The organism is Polaribacter sp. 2405UD43-2 (assembly GCF_058147125.1).
Window position 1 is genome coordinate 61374 of sequence record NZ_JBYVJX010000006.1, and the last position, 15106, is coordinate 76479.

The following is a 15106-nucleotide window of genomic DNA, read 5'->3' on the forward strand; positions in this document are numbered from 1 at the left end:
AAATTTACCTCACAAATCTATAAGTAGCTTTTATTAAAAATGTATCTTCTAAAGGTTTATCTATAATCTGATTTCGAAAACTTTTTGATAAAGAATTGGTAGCAGAATCATTACCCATTCCGCCTCTAGACCAAACAAAAAACAGCTCAGAACCTGGTATATACTCCCAACGTGCCACTAGATTGGTTCTAAATTGCACAAAAGAAAAATCGGGTTTACCAAAAGAAAAATCAACATTTCCATCAATATTTTCATCAACTTCATAACTACCGCTATTTAAAGAAATTTGATTCGGATTATAAAAACTCACTTTATTGTTTATACTAGAAGCTATTGGATTATTTACATAATTAAAGTTGGCATACCTACCTCTAGCAATATAAGGTTGCCCATAAAACTGAATAGACATATTAGGATTTATACTATAATTTAGGCGTAAAGTTGTAGACCAAGTTTGATTGTCTATTTCTCCTAAAATATATCTTTTTTGGTTGCCAAAATCTCTTGCTGTAACATATTGTGTTTTATCAATTGTTTTTTCGAATTCTGTGTTTAAAGACATGCTAAAAGCATCAAATGGTTGATAATTCATTCTAAAAACATAGCGTTTAAAATCTACTACATTTTCTTTTGATACGCCATTTACATATCCTAAAGTAAAACTAAATTTCTTACTTCTATCTGAACCAAAAAACAAGAAACCAAAATTTTCGTTAGCAAAACGCCAACGTGGACCACCTCTTAAAAATGAGTTTCCAAAGATTCTAGGTTTATGACCTAAACCAATTTCTGTCCACCAATTATTTTTCCAACTAAAATTACCTTGAAATTCGTATTGAATTCTATTATAATTTCCATCAAAATCGTAAGTAGAAAATTGCGCTAATCTTAGTTGAATATTTCTATAAATTCCTTTAGGAACTTGCCATAAATAACGAAGGTTTGCAAACTGAATCATTTCATCGGTTTGACGTAAAAACCCAATATCATTTAATTCTAATTCTGGTGATCGCCAAATAAAACCACCATTATAACGCCAGTTTCCTCCTCCAGATTTCCCTGCTTCAATTCTACCTCCTGTTCCTGTTAAAGAAGTTCTATTTTCATCTACATTAACGTGATTGGCATCTACTCTATGAAAATTATGACGTAAGGTTTTTTGAGTTGCAGTAATCGCATCTTTACTACCCAAAACTTTACTGGCAATAACATTACCTTCTATAAAATAATTTCTGTTTTTCCAGTTATGTTTAAAATCGATTCCACCTGTGTAAGCAGCTTTGTGGAGTTTATTAAAATTGTCTCTTAAGTTTCTATTTGTGGCTGTAAAAATTCCACCAATAAAAGTATTTCTATCATTAAAATCTTTTTGAGTTCTTGCAACAAAATAATTAGTTAAAGGCTCTACAATTTCGTCTCTTGTTTTTCCATCAGTTTGTCTTATTTCTGCATATTCGTTAGCAGTAATACTTTCTAAAACACCAATAGACCAACCACTTTTGGTTTTTCCAGAAAATTTTGCAGCTCCTAAAATTGTTGTATTAATAGGATTATTTGCAAACTCACCTTTCTTTTTATCTGCTTTTTTATGCGGGCTTCTACCAATTCTTCTACTATAAAAAAGGTTGTCTCTTCCGTTCGCAAATTTATAATCAAAAATATTTTTGTTTTCTACAAAAAACGGACGCTGTTCTTTAAAAAATATTTGAAATCCGTCTAAAGCAATGGCTCCAGGATCTGCTTCTACTTGCCCAAAATCTGGATTTATGGTTAAATCTAAAGTTAAATCATTGGTAATTCCAATTTTTGCATCTAGACCTCCATTTACTTTAAAATCGCTTCCATCTCTATATGGATTCCCTTTTTCTGATGGATAATTATCATACTGTAAAACTGTAAATGGTTGAATTTCTAATTGCTTCTGAGACTTTAAATCGATTAAACCGTGTAATTCTCCTGCTTCGCTAATAAAACCAGATTGAGAATTTGGAATTCTTTGCCACAATGAGCGTTCATTTTTTCTAAAAATGGTTCTGTTAACATTAAAACCCCAAACTTGTTCTTTGGCTTTTCCGAAACGTAATTGACTAAAAGGAATCTTCATTTCAACAGTATATCCTTTAGCATCAACTTTAGCGTCTGTGTACCAAATTGGATTCCAACTTTCGTCAAAATTATTTCCATTCTGAGTCGCAATTTCTTCACCTTTAACACCTGCTGCAGTGGTTGTAAAAACAAAAGCAGTTCTTTTATCATGATAACTATCAATAATAACATTTACTCTATCACCAGCAAAACCATCTCTCCTTGTTAATCTTTGTTGAATCAAATCTGGACTATCATCTAAAGCTCTTATGGCAACATATAAATATTTTGCATCATACATTACTTTAAATTTTGTTTGATGCGTTGGCGGAACACCTTCATTCGGAGTTTTTTGAGTAAAATCTGAAGACCATTCTACAACACTCCAAGCATCTTCAGAAATATCACCATCAATAACAGGTACTTTTTTAAGTTTCTTTGTAGTATAAATTCTTTTTGATATTACTTCTGATGATGATTCTTGACCATAATTACTCATAGATACAGAAACACACACTAACAAAATTGATAAACGAAACTTCATAAATTTGGATTGATTGATAATCAAAAAAAAGTTTTTATTCACCTCTTTTTCTAAAACAAAAGTACTTTTCTATTTTCTTAAGAATATGTTAATAATTGAAATCTAATTTTAACACTTTTAAAAAGCTGTAAAATTAACTAAAACACTATTTGTCAATCAAATAAAAAGCGGTACATTTGCACTCCTTTTTTAAGGAAAATTATAAATATTAACATTAAACAAAGACTAAAAGTGTAATTATGAACACATTAAGTTACAAAACAGTATCAGCAAACAGCGCTACCGTAAACAAGGAGTGGGTTTTAGTTGATGCAGACGGGCAAACGTTGGGTCGTCTAGCTTCTAAAGTAGCAAAGCTAATTAGAGGTAAATACAAGCCAAATTATACACCACACGTAGATTGTGGAGATAACGTGGTTATTATCAACGCAGAAAAAATTAACCTTACTGGTAAAAAATGGACTGATAAGTCTTACATCCGTCACACAGGATATCCAGGAGGACAAAGGTCGTTAACTGCAACAGAAATGTTTGAGAAAGATCCTACAAGATTAATCGAAAAAGCAGTAAAAGGGATGTTACCTAAAAATATCTTAGGAGCAGCTTTATACAGAAACTTGTATGTATATGCAGGTTCAGAGCACAAACAAGCAGGTCAAGAACCTAAAGCTATTAACCTTAACGATTTAAAATAATGGATACAGTTCACAAAATCGGTAGAAGAAAAACTGCTGTAGCACGTATTTATCTTTCTGAAGGAAAAGGTAATATTACAGTAAACAAAAAAGATTATAAAAGTTACTTTACAACAGGAACTTTACAATATAAAGTACAACAACCATTAATGTTAACAGAAAACTTAGCATCTTACGATATTAAAGTAAATGTTTATGGTGGTGGTGTAACAGGACAAGCAGAAGCAATTCGTTTAGCAATTACAAGAGCATTAGTTTCTATTGACCCAGAACACAGAGCAATCTTAAAACCAGAAGGATTATTAACACGTGACCCAAGAATGGTAGAACGTAAAAAATTCGGTCAGAAGAAAGCACGTAAAAAATTCCAGTTCTCTAAACGTTAATATATTGTTTAGATTACTGTTATCAAATATTAATAACAGTTTAGCATCTAAATATATAAGATTCATAAAAGACTACTTATATATTGATTTAAAAACAGAAAGTAAACACATTTAAAAAATGGCAAACGTAAACATTCAAGAATTATTAGAAAATGGTGTTCATTTTGGGCACTTAACTAGAAAATGGAACCCAAATATGGCTCCATATATTTATACAGAAAGAAATGGTGTACACATTATAGATTTGTATAAAACGGCAGCTAAAATAGAAGAAACTTCAGAAGCTTTAAAAAAGATAGCTAACTCTGGACGTAAAATTTTATTTGTAGCTACAAAAAAGCAAGCAAAAGATATTGTTGCAGATAAAGCAAAAGCAGTAAATATGCCTTACATTACAGAAAGATGGCCAGGAGGTATGTTAACAAACTTTGTAACTATTAGAAAAGCTGTAAAGAAAATGGCTTCTATTGATAGAATGAAACAAGATGGTTCTTTTGATGCTTTATCGAAAAGAGAAAAATTACAAATTAATCGTCAGAGAGAAAAATTAGAAAAGAATTTAGGTTCTATTTCAGATATGACTCGTTTACCTGGTGCATTATTTGTAGTAGACATTAAAAAAGAGCACATTGCAGTTGCAGAAGCTCAAAAATTAAACATTCCTATTTTTGCAATGGTAGACACAAACTCTGATCCAAGATTAGTAGATTTTGTAATTCCTGCAAATGATGATGCTTCTAAGTCTATAAACAAAGTATTATCTTTTGTAACGGATGCAATTGCAGAAGGTTTATCAGATAGAAAAGCAGACAAAGAAAAAGTAAAAGCAGCTAAAGAGGCTCCTAAAAAGGAAGAAATTAAAGCTGAAGTTACAGAAACACCTGCAGAAGAAACAAAATAATTATAATCCATAAAACATATAATAACATGGAAACAGTAAAAATAAGTGCTGCTGATGTTAAAAAATTAAGAGAAGCAACAGGAGCTGGAATGATGGACTGTAAAAAGGCATTAGTAGAAGCTGCTGGAGACTTTGATAAAGCAATTGACATTTTGCGTAAAAAAGGTCAGAAAATTGCTGCAAAAAGAGCTGATAGAGCATCTACAGAAGGAGTTGCCGTAACAAGAATTAACGAAGCAAAAACACAAGGAGTTGCTATTGTTTTAGCTTGTGAAACCGATTTTGTTGGTAAAAATGAAAAATTTGTAGCTTTAGGTGGTCAGTTTGCAGATATCGCTTTAAATTGTTCTACTAAAGAAGAATTTTTAGCTGCTGATTTTGGAGGAATGTCTGTTGCCGATAAATTAGTTGAACAAACTGGTGTTATTGGCGAAAAGTTAGACATTACTGCTTTCGAAAAAATCGAAGCTGCTTATATTGGTGCTTACACTCATATTGGTAAAATTGCTGCTTTAGTTGGTTTATCTGCTGTGGTAGATAATGCTGATGTTTTAGCAAAAGACGTTGCAATGCAAGTGGCATCTATGGGAGCCACTACTTTATCTTATAAAGATTTTGATCCTGCATATGTAGCTGCAGAAACTGAAGCAAGAATTGCTGTTATCGAAAAAGATAATATTGAGTTAGGAAGATTGGGTAAAACCTTAAAAAATGTTCCTCAATATATTTCTATGGCTCAATTAACTCCTGAAGTTTTAGCAAAAGCTGAAGAAGCTGCAAAAGCGCAATTAGCTGCAGAAGGAAAACCAGAAAAAATTTGGGATAGAATTTTACCAGGAAAAATGGAAAGATTTATTGCAGATAATACAACTTTAGATATGGAACAATGTCTTTTAGACCAAGCTTTTATTAAAGACGAAAAGAAAAATGTAGCACAATATGTAAAAACTTATGGAGACGTTACCGTAAGCGGATTCAAAAGAGTTACTTTAGGATAACATTTTCTTTCAAATTATATTTTAAACCTCGCAAATTTGCGAGGTTTTTTTATGCATCAAAAAAAATAAACTCAAAAAAAAATAGTAATTTTGCATAACTCCTGTTCCCACAAAAGTGGGAATCTAATAGATAAAAATTTATGCAATACAAAAGAGTTCTTTTAAAATTAAGCGGAGAAGCTTTAATGGGTGATAGACAATATGGAATAGACCCTAAACGTCTTTCTGAATACGCAAAAGAAATAAAACAAGTTGTAGAAAAAGGCATAGAAGTAGCCATTGTAATTGGTGGTGGAAATATTTTTAGAGGTGTTGCAGGCGCTAGTAATGGTATGGATCGTGTCCAAGGAGATCATATGGGTATGTTAGCAACCTGTATAAATGGTTTAGCCTTACAAAGTGCTTTAGAAGATGAAGGCGTTTACACTCGTTTACAAACTGCATTAGAAATCAAAGAAGTTGCAGAACCATACATAAAAAGAAAAGCAATAAGACATTTAGAAAAAGGACGTGTAGTTATTTTTGGTGCAGGCACAGGAAACCCTTATTTTACAACAGATACAGCTGCTGTTTTAAGAGCCATAGAAATAGATGCAGATGCTATTTTAAAAGGCACAAGAGTTGATGGAGTGTACTCATCTGATCCAGAAAAAAACAAAAATGCTGTTAAGTTTGAAAACATTACTTTTAAAGAAGTTATAGAAAAAGGTTTAAAAGTAATGGATATGACAGCATTTACATTAAGTGAAGAAAACAAATTACCAATTATCATTTTTGATATGAACACACAAGGAAACTTATTAAAATTAATTTCTGGCCAAAAAATTGGTACTGTTGTTGATACTCAATAATTGAATAAAGCTTCTCTAAAGATTTTACTTTAGAGTTTCCAATAAAATATCATTCCTATGAAAAAAGGAATCAAATCTTTTAAAATTTATTATAGATGAACGAAGAAATCGAATTTATATTAGACACTGCTAAAGAGGCTATGAACAAAGCCATTGCACATTTAGAAAAAGAATTAAAAACTATTAGAGCAGGTAAAGCTACACCTGCAATGCTAAGCACTGTAATGGTAGATTATTATGGCTCTCAAACTCCTTTAAGTCAAGTTGCCAATGTAAACACGCCAGACGCAAGAACATTGAGTATTCAGCCATGGGAAAAAAATATGCTACAAGAAATTGAGAAAGCAATTCAATTAGCCAATCTAGGTTTTAACCCAATGAATAATGGTGATGTAATTATGATAAATGTTCCGCCATTAACAGAAGAAAGAAGAAAAAACTTAGTAAAACAAGCTAAAGCTGAAGCAGAAGATGCAAAAGTTGGTGTTAGAAATGCTCGTAAAGAAGCTAATAACGACATCAAAAAAACAGATGCTTCTGAAGATTTAAAGAAAAACTCTGAAGCTGATGTTCAAGATTTAACAGATAGTTACATTAAACTAGTTGATGATAAATTGACTGTTAAAGAAAAAGAAATTTTAACCATTTAAGCTTAATTAAAAAGAGCAAAAAGAAAAGAGTGTTTAGAAACACTCTTTTCTTTTTATACTAAAACTCAAATTTACTTAATTTTACACAAACAATTCTAAATGAATTTCTGGACAAAAGTTGCTGGTCTTATCTTAAGAAACCGTTATTTGGTTTTAATAGGAATTGCAATTATTACGGGTTTATTAGCTTCGCAAATGAAGTATATGAAATTTTCATATACAGAAGCCAACTTATTGCCAGAAGACCATAAGGCCAACCTACAATACAATCAATTTTTAAAAATATTTGGTGAAGAAGGTAATTTAGTTATTCTTGGCATTAAAGACTCAACTGTTTTTACACCAAAAAAATTTAACGCCTGGAACAATTTAGTCAAAAAATTTGATAGTTTAAATGAAATAGATTTTACACTTTCTATTGCTGATGTAAAAAAATTAAAAGCAGATAGAAAAAAAAGAAAGTTTGTATTAGAACCTTTGTATAACAAAGAACCCGTTACATCAAAAGAAGTTTTAAAAATAAAAAAACAACTTTTTGAGAAACTGCCTTTTTACGATAATTTACTTTATAATAAAGAAACTGGCACGCTACAAACTGCTATCTATATTAAAAAAGAAATCATAAATACTCCTATTAGAAGAGATTTTATTTTTAATACTTTAATACCAATAATAGAAAACTTTGAGAAGGAAAACAATCTAGATGTTCGTGTTTCTGGAATGCCCTATATACGAACTTTAAATGCGCAAAATATTCAAGATGAAATAGGAATGTTTGTAGGCGGTGCACTACTAATAACTGCATTAATTTTCTTTTTCTTCTTCCGTTCTTATAGAGCAACTTTTATTACACTTTTAGTAGTAATGATTGGCGTTACTTGGGCTTTTGGCTTTATTGGTTTATTTAGATATGAAATTACAGTTTTATCAGCATTAATTCCGCCATTAATTATTGTTATTGGTGTGCCAAATGCAGTTTTTCTCATCAACAAATACCAACAAGAAATAAAAAAGCACGGTAATCAAGCAAAATCTTTACAACGTGTAATTTCTAAAATTGGAAACGCCACTTTAATGACCAACATTACAACTGCATCTGGTTTTGCAACCTTTGTTTTTGTAAAAAGTAACTTATTAAGAGAATTCGGAATTTTAGCCTCTGTAAACATTATCAGTATTTTTATTTTGGCATTATTAATTATTCCAATCATTTATAGTTTTATGCCGCTTCCAAAGAAAAAACATTTAAATCATCTTGAAAAAAAGTGGATAGAAAATGTTGTTGATTGGATGGAAAGAATGGTTAAAGGACACAGAATTACCATTTATTTAGCAACCGTAATTGTAATAATTACCGGAATTATTGGTGTTTATATGATTAAAGTTTCTGGTAGTTTAATTGAAGATATGCCAAAGAGCAAAAGCTTTTATGAAGATATAAAGTTTTTTGAAAGTGAGTTTGGTGGTATTATGCCTTTAGAAATTTTAATAGACACCAAAAAAGAAAAAGGTGTTATGAAACTCTCTACTTTAAAAAAGATGGAAGAGTTGAATGAAACCATAGAAAGTTTTCCAGAATTATCTAAACCTGTATCTATAACAAATTTAGTAAAATACTCTAAACAAGCATATTACTTAGGAAATCCAAAATATTATCAATTACCAACTACTCAAGAAAAAAGTTACATTTTTGCGTATACTAAAAACTCAAATAGCGATGCTGGTATGTTAAAAAACTTTGTAGATTCTACAGGACGTTATGCAAGAATTACCACTTTTATGAAAGATGTTGGCACAGATAAAATGGATGCTATACAAGAACGATTAAAAACGGTTATTGCAAAAGAATTTCCGTCAGAAAAATACGAAGTTTCTTTAACAGGTAAAGCTTTAGTTTTTATAAAAGGAACTAATTATTTAATTAAAAACTTAGTAATTTCTTTATCATTAGCAATATTTTTAATTGCCGTTTTTATGGCTTGGATGTTTAAATCACCGCAAATGATTTTTATATCACTTATTCCAAACATTTTACCTTTATTAATTACTGCAGGATTAATGGGTTTCTTAGATATTCCTATAAAACCCTCTACCATATTAGTTTTTAGTATTGCTTTTGGTATTTCTGTAGATGATACTATTCACTTTTTGGCAAAATACAGACAAGAATTAATTGCTAGTAAATGGAGTATAAAACCCTCTGTTTATACGGCTCTTAGAGAAACAGGAGTTAGTATGTTTTACACATCAATCGTTTTGTTTTTTGGTTTCTTAACCTTTACACTCTCTAGTTTTGGAGGCACCATCGCTTTAGGTGGTTTAGTTTCTATAACTTTATTATTAGCAATGGTTTCTAATTTATTATTATTGCCTTCTTTATTATTATCTTTCGAAAAGAAAATAGCGAATAAAAAAGTATTTAAAGAACCTGCAATAAGAATTTTACCTCCAGAAGATGAAAAGGAAGATGAATAAAACTTTATATTTTTATTGACACTTCATCATTGTTAATCTTATCACAAAAAAGTATCTTTACTTTTTAATAAAAACATATATTTATAGCAATATTATTTTAAGAATATGATGATGAATAGAAACGTTGCCGAACTTTTAAAATCGAACACATTATTACAAGAAGTACACATAAAAGGCTGGGTAAGAACTTTTAGAAGCAATCGCTTTATTGCTCTAAATGATGGTTCTACCATTAACAATATACAATGTGTTATCGACTTTGAAAACACACCAGAAGCAACTTTAAAAAGAATAAATACAGGAGCTGCAGTTGCAATAAAAGGAACTTTAGCAGAAAGCCAAGGTAGAGGGCAATCTGTAGAAATACAGGTTTCTGAGATAGAAATTTTAGGAGATTCTAATCCAGATGAATATCCTATTCAACCTAAAAAACACAGCTTTGAGTTTTTAAGAGAAAATGCGCATTTGCGTATGAGAACAAACACATTTAGCGCGGTTATGAGAGTACGTTCTAAATTGTCTTTTGCAGTACATCAATATTTTCAAGAAAGAGACTTTAACTATGTAAACACTCCTATAATTACAGGTTCTGATGCAGAAGGAGCAGGAGAAATGTTTAGAGTTACTTCTTTTGAAGACAACAAAGCACCAACAACTGAAGATGGTAAAATTGATTATTCTAAAGATTTTTTTGGTAAAGAAACCAACCTTACTGTTTCTGGGCAATTAGAAGCAGAAACTTTTGCAATGTCTTTGGGTAAAGCCTACACTTTTGGACCCACTTTTAGAGCAGAAAACTCGAATACAACACGTCATTTAGCAGAGTTTTGGATGATTGAACCCGAAGTTGCTTTTATGGATTTAGATGGCAATATGGATTTGGCAGAAGACTTTATAAAATATGTTCTCAATTATGTTTTAGAACATTGTAAAGACGATTTAGCTTTTCTTGACAATCGTTTAACACAAGAAGAAAAAAGCAAACCACAAGCCCAAAGAAGCGAAATGTGTTTGCTCGACAAACTAAAATTTGTAGTTGATAATAATTTTAAACGTGTTTCTTACACAGAAGCTATCGATATTTTACGCAATTCTAAACCTAATAAAAAGAAGAAATTTCAGTTTCCAATTAACGAATGGGGAGCAGATTTACAATCTGAACACGAACGCTTTTTAGTTGAAAAACACTTTAAATGTCCTGTAATTTTATTTGATTACCCAGCAAATATCAAAGCATTTTATATGCGTTTAAATGATGATGGAAAAACAGTAAGAGCAATGGATGTTCTCTTTCCTGGAATTGGAGAAATTGTTGGTGGCTCGCAAAGAGAAGAACGTTATGATGTTTTGGTTGATAAAATGAAAGCTCTAGGAATTGAAGAAGAAGAATTGTGGTGGTATTTAGATTTAAGAAAATTTGGTACAGCAGTTCACTCAGGTTTTGGATTAGGTTTCGAAAGATTGGTGCAATTTGCAACAGGAATGGGTAACATTAGAGACGTCATTCCGTTTCCAAGAACACCTCAAAATGCTGAGTTTTAATCAGAATTTTGTATATTTAATTTTATGCTAAAACAAAGTTTACAATATAAACTCTTACAAAAATTATCTCCTCAACAAATTCAGTTGATGAAACTAATTCAATTACCTACACAGGCTTTTGAAGAACGTTTAAAACAAGAAATTGAAGAAAATCCTGCGTTAGATACTGGTAAAGAAGAATCTGATACTATAGATGACGATTTAACCAATGAATTTGATGATACTGGTACTGAAAAAATTGAGGCTGAAGACATTAATATTGATGAATATTTAAGCGATGATGAAATACCAAGTTACAAAACGCAAGCCAATAATTTTTCTGCTGACGATGATGAAAAAAGCGTGCCTTATGCAGCCGGAACAAGCTTTCATCAATCTTTAAAAAATCAACTTAACACCTATAGTTTTGATGATGAAGAAAGAGCGATTGCAGAATTTTTAGTAGGTAGTATTGATGATAGTGGCTATATTAGAAGAGATATCTTAGATTTAGTTGATGATTTAGCATTTACAGCAAACGTATTTACCTCAGAGGAAAAAGTTGTTTCCATTTTAAAAAAGGTAATTCATACTTTAGATCCAATAGGTGTTGGTGCAAGAGATTTAAAAGAGTGTTTAATTATTCAATTAAAAAGAAAAGAAAAAACGAAAATAAGAAGTTTAGCTATTGATATTTTAGAGAATGCTTTTGATCATTTTGTAAAAAAACACTACAAGAAATTACAAGAAAAATTCAATATTTCTGAAGCAGAACTCAAAAAAGTAAATACAGAAATTTCTAAGTTAAATCCTAAACCTGGTAGTTCTTATGCGGGTAATAATAAAATAGCAGAACAGATAGTTCCAGACTTTTCTATTAAACTTATTGATGGAGAATTAGACCTTACTCTAAACTCTAGAAACGCTCCTGAATTGCATATTTCTAGAGAGTATAATAATATGTTAAAAGGTTATCAAGCATCTAAAACAAAGAGTAAATCTCAAAAAGATGCCGTGTTTTTTATCAAACAAAAATTAGATGCCGCTAAATGGTTTATAGATGCAATAAAACAGCGTCAGCAAACACTTTTAGTTACAATGAACACCATAATGCATTATCAATATGATTATTTTTTAACAGGTGATGAACGCAAGTTAAAACCAATGATTTTAAAAGATATTGCAGATAAAATTAATATGGATGTTTCTACGGTTTCTAGAGTTGCCAATAGCAAATATGTTTCTACACCTTATGGTACAAAATTGATTAAAGAATTCTTTTCTGAATCTATGAAAAATGATCAAGGTGAAGATGTTTCTACAAGAGAAATAAAGAAAATTTTAGAAAATGTTATTGCTGATGAGAACAAGAAAAAACCTTTAACTGACGAGAAACTTGCTGGAATTTTAAAAGAAAAAGGATATCCTATTGCTAGAAGAACCGTTGCAAAATATAGAGAGCAATTAGATTTGCCTGTTGCACGTTTAAGAAAAGAAATATAATGAAATTTTACAAGTTTATATCTGTACTATTACATCCAATTGTAATTCCTACAATTGGTGTATTGTTATACTTTATTTTAATTCCAAATCGGTTTAACAACAATCAAACATTAGCAGTTTTAGGATTAATATTTGTAACGACCTACATTATACCACTTGTTATTTTATTTCTTTTTAAGAAATTTAAGCTGATAAAATCTTTTAAAGCAGAGAGTATTAAAGAAAGAAAAATACCTATTTTAATGATGATTGTATTGTTCTATTTATTAGGTAATACACTAAATAATGTTCCTAATTTAAATGATTTAGGTTTATTGTTTTACGCTACAACACTAGGTTTGTCTTTTATATATATTCTATTTTCTTTTAAAATGAAAACCAGTATTCATTTATTATCCTTAGGAATTACTGTAGGCTTTTTTTTAGTTTTAAATACAAAACATAATCAAACTTTTATAGTTGTAATTCTTGTTGCACTAATTCTTTCTGGTTTACTAGCCAGTGCTAGATTGTACTTAAAAGCACATACACCTAAAGAAGTATATTTTGGATTTATATTAGGGTTTCTATCTCCAATTTTAGTCAATTATTTTTTATAGAATATAAAAAATCAGTCCAAATTTTAGAATTTTAGTATCTATTTTCTCTCCATTTAAACTTGCATTTTCAAAAATAGGTGCTAAACCATAGAACACATTAATATTAAACTCATCATAACCCGCAGAAAAAGTCAAACCATATTGTAATTTTTTGTGCGATGCAATATTTTTGTATTTAAATTTATCTTTTTTAGCATCTAAATATTCAAAAGAATTAGAAAGATTGTATAAAAATTTAATTCCTGTATAAATCCTCCAGAAATTATATTTTTTTGCTGTTGATGTTCGCCAACGAAGCTCAAAAGGAATTTCTAAATTATGTGATTTATAAGAATTAGAGCTTATAGAATTAGCTTTGCTAAAAGTTGTGATACTATTTATTACATCTACCTTTAATTCGTGATTAAAATAATTATAACCATAACCTACACCTCCTGCAATAGAAAAATTACCTCGTTTATTAAGCGTCAAATCTTTTATAAAACCAACAGATAAAGCATAAGAAAAATTGCTTTTTGTAATTGTGGTGGGTTGAGAATACAGTTGAGCATAAGATATTGATGCATAAAGTTGATCATCAGAGTATCTATCTCCAAGTTGTAAAGAATCTTTTTGAGCAATTAAATTATTACACAAAAAAAGGGTTAAAAAAAATAGTATACTTTTCTTTATCATAATTACATTAACGAATTATAAATATACAATATTTCATAATTTTAAAATTTAACTTTAACGCATAAAAAAAGGATAATTCTAACGAATTATCCTTTTTCTAAAAATGTATAAAATAATTAATTATTAGCTTTAGAAGCAGAATAACTAATTTTTAATGCGTTCACATCTCTAAGTTTTAATCTAATATCAGTAATTGTACCCACACTAGATTCCTTATCGGCTTTAATAGAAGTAGTCATAAACGGAACTTCAGCTTCAGAAACCTTGCTTCTTGCATTAATAATAAATGCTGGCACATCATCTGCAGTACCAATTTTATCATTTAACTGAATTCTATTATAACTATTACCATATTTAGCATCTTTAGCTTTACCAACATATATAGTAGTAACTAAACTTTTATGTTCCAACTTTTTAACTTCTGATGCAGAAGGTAACCTTGGATTCTCAATTTTTAAATCTGTTTCTCTCATAGTAGTGGTTACCATAAAGAAAAATAACAACATAAAAACGATGTCAGGTAAAGCTGCAGTATTAACTGCTGGCATTCCTTTTTTCTTCTTTCTAAATTTAGACATATTGTTAATATTTTAAAAATTAATTAGATGTTGGCTCGGCATCAGAAATAATTTGAGGATAACTTGTTTTAATATCTTCAACTTTTTTCTTTAAATCTTCATTATCTCTATCATCTTTATACGCTTTTTCCAATTCCGAAAAAGGAATTTTATACCTTTCTAATGATAGTCTGTTACGCAATTCTGAATATGCTCTTAATAGTTCATTTTGTACTTTTAAATACGTTCCGTATTCAGTAAGTCTATCACTTTGAACAGAGATAATTGCTTTGTTATAGGATGATCTGATGATGATGGACTTCTGTCTCCTTTACAATAAGTACAAGGACCCGTAGCTACTCCATTTTCAACTTTACCTTCTCCACCACCATTGTCAATAAATTTAACTGCAGCTTCTTTAAGGTCTTCAATTTTCATTTCTTCTCCTTCTACCAACAAATCATTATTTCTATTGATATTAACTTCAAAAATGTTTTTCTCCTTAATAACAGGTGGCACATAGTCTGCAGGCGGCTTCTCTGATAATTTCTTAGATACCCCAGAATCTACATTCATTGTGGTGGTTACTAAGAAAAATATTAATAACAAGAAAGCAATATCTGCCATAGAACCTGCATTAATTTCTGGATTCTCTCTTCTTGCCAT

Annotated in this window: 13 protein-coding genes and 1 pseudogene; 10 read left to right on the top strand and 4 right to left on the bottom strand. The window is 30.1% G+C overall.

The genetic code is table 11. From position 1 onward, the window contains the following. Positions 1–4: 4 nt before the first annotated feature. Positions 5–2629, bottom strand: a complete 2625-nt coding sequence (locus ACY2RX_RS09560; protein ID WP_490103750.1) for a DUF5916 domain-containing protein — start codon at positions 2627–2629, stop codon at positions 5–7. A 239-nt stretch (positions 2630–2868) separates the two neighbouring features. Between ACY2RX_RS09560 and rplM the strand changes: the two genes are divergently transcribed. The 10 genes from rplM to ACY2RX_RS09610 all read left to right on the top strand — a co-directional run bounded on the left by rplM (position 2869) and on the right by ACY2RX_RS09610 (position 13208). Further along, positions 2869–3324, top strand: a complete 456-nt coding sequence (rplM, locus tag ACY2RX_RS09565; protein WP_490103751.1) for a 50S ribosomal protein L13 — start codon at positions 2869–2871, stop codon at positions 3322–3324. Next, entirely contained in the window at positions 3324–3710 is a 387-nt protein-coding gene (rpsI, locus tag ACY2RX_RS09570; RefSeq protein WP_490103752.1) for a 30S ribosomal protein S9, read from the top strand. Before rplM ends, rpsI begins: the two co-directional genes overlap by 1 nt. Before the next feature lie 118 nt (positions 3711–3828). Next, entirely contained in the window at positions 3829–4611 is a 783-nt protein-coding gene (rpsB, locus tag ACY2RX_RS09575; RefSeq protein ID WP_490103753.1) for a 30S ribosomal protein S2, read from the top strand. Between the two features lie 26 nt (positions 4612–4637). Then, entirely contained in the window at positions 4638–5609 is a 972-nt protein-coding gene (gene tsf / locus ACY2RX_RS09580) for a translation elongation factor Ts (RefSeq protein WP_490103754.1), read from the top strand. A gap of 140 nt (positions 5610–5749) precedes the next feature. Beyond that, a complete protein-coding gene (gene pyrH, locus ACY2RX_RS09585; RefSeq protein ID WP_490103755.1) occupies positions 5750–6460 on the top strand; it encodes a UMP kinase in 711 nt (236 codons plus the stop codon). Between the two features lie 95 nt (positions 6461–6555). Beyond that, on the top strand, positions 6556–7110 hold the full coding sequence (gene frr / locus ACY2RX_RS09590) for a ribosome recycling factor (protein WP_490103756.1): 555 nt from the start codon (positions 6556–6558) through the stop codon (positions 7108–7110). Positions 7111–7209: 99 nt separating this feature from the next. Next, complete coding sequence (locus tag ACY2RX_RS09595) at positions 7210–9585, top strand: efflux RND transporter permease subunit (protein WP_490103757.1); 2376 nt, start codon at positions 7210–7212, stop codon at positions 9583–9585. A gap of 108 nt (positions 9586–9693) precedes the next feature. Continuing rightward, positions 9694–11127, top strand: coding sequence for an asparagine--tRNA ligase (gene asnS, locus ACY2RX_RS09600; RefSeq protein WP_490103758.1), 1434 nt, complete (start codon positions 9694–9696; stop codon positions 11125–11127). 24 nt (positions 11128–11151) lie between these two features. Next, on the top strand, positions 11152–12609 hold the full coding sequence (gene rpoN, locus ACY2RX_RS09605) for an RNA polymerase factor sigma-54 (RefSeq protein ID WP_490103759.1): 1458 nt from the start codon (positions 11152–11154) through the stop codon (positions 12607–12609). Next, the gene (locus ACY2RX_RS09610; protein WP_490103760.1) at positions 12609–13208 is read left to right on the top strand and encodes a phosphatase PAP2 family protein; all 600 of its coding nucleotides are present in this window, start codon (positions 12609–12611) and stop codon (positions 13206–13208) included. The genes rpoN and ACY2RX_RS09610 overlap by 1 nt, the downstream gene beginning before the upstream one ends. On the opposite strand, the gene ACY2RX_RS09615 is transcribed toward ACY2RX_RS09610, so the two are convergent. The 3 genes and pseudogenes from ACY2RX_RS09615 to ACY2RX_RS09625 all read right to left on the bottom strand — a co-directional run bounded on the left by ACY2RX_RS09615 (position 13203) and on the right by ACY2RX_RS09625 (position 15106). After that, entirely contained in the window at positions 13203–13844 is a 642-nt protein-coding gene (locus tag ACY2RX_RS09615; RefSeq protein WP_490103761.1) for a porin family protein, read from the bottom strand. The genes ACY2RX_RS09610 and ACY2RX_RS09615 overlap by 6 nt on opposite strands. A gap of 155 nt (positions 13845–13999) precedes the next feature. Then, complete coding sequence (locus ACY2RX_RS09620; protein ID WP_490103762.1) at positions 14000–14461, bottom strand: ExbD/TolR family protein; 462 nt, start codon at positions 14459–14461, stop codon at positions 14000–14002. 19 nt (positions 14462–14480) lie between these two features. After that, positions 14481–15106 (bottom strand): annotated as a pseudogene (locus ACY2RX_RS09625) (ExbD/TolR family protein).

Excerpts from the sequence above, each read along its gene's own strand:
- pyrH (WP_490103755.1), top strand. The coding sequence starts at position 5,750 with ATGCAATACAAAAGAGTTCTTTTAAAATTAAGCGGAGAAGCTTTAATG.
- ACY2RX_RS09595 (WP_490103757.1), top strand. The coding sequence starts at position 7,210 with ATGAATTTCTGGACAAAAGTTGCTGGTCTTATCTTAAGAAACCGTTAT.
- rpoN (WP_490103759.1), top strand. The coding sequence starts at position 11,152 with ATGCTAAAACAAAGTTTACAATATAAACTCTTACAAAAATTATCTCCT.
- rplM (WP_490103751.1), top strand. The coding sequence starts at position 2,869 with ATGAACACATTAAGTTACAAAACAGTATCAGCAAACAGCGCTACCGTA.
- ACY2RX_RS09560 (WP_490103750.1), bottom strand. The coding sequence starts at position 2,629 with ATGAAGTTTCGTTTATCAATTTTGTTAGTGTGTGTTTCTGTATCTATG.
- frr (WP_490103756.1), top strand. The coding sequence starts at position 6,556 with ATGAACGAAGAAATCGAATTTATATTAGACACTGCTAAAGAGGCTATG.
- rpsB (WP_490103753.1), top strand. The coding sequence starts at position 3,829 with ATGGCAAACGTAAACATTCAAGAATTATTAGAAAATGGTGTTCATTTT.
- asnS (WP_490103758.1), top strand. The coding sequence starts at position 9,694 with ATGATGAATAGAAACGTTGCCGAACTTTTAAAATCGAACACATTATTA.
- tsf (WP_490103754.1), top strand. The coding sequence starts at position 4,638 with ATGGAAACAGTAAAAATAAGTGCTGCTGATGTTAAAAAATTAAGAGAA.
- ACY2RX_RS09620 (WP_490103762.1), bottom strand. The coding sequence starts at position 14,461 with ATGTCTAAATTTAGAAAGAAGAAAAAAGGAATGCCAGCAGTTAATACT.
- ACY2RX_RS09610 (WP_490103760.1), top strand. The coding sequence starts at position 12,609 with ATGAAATTTTACAAGTTTATATCTGTACTATTACATCCAATTGTAATT.
- rpsI (WP_490103752.1), top strand. The coding sequence starts at position 3,324 with ATGGATACAGTTCACAAAATCGGTAGAAGAAAAACTGCTGTAGCACGT.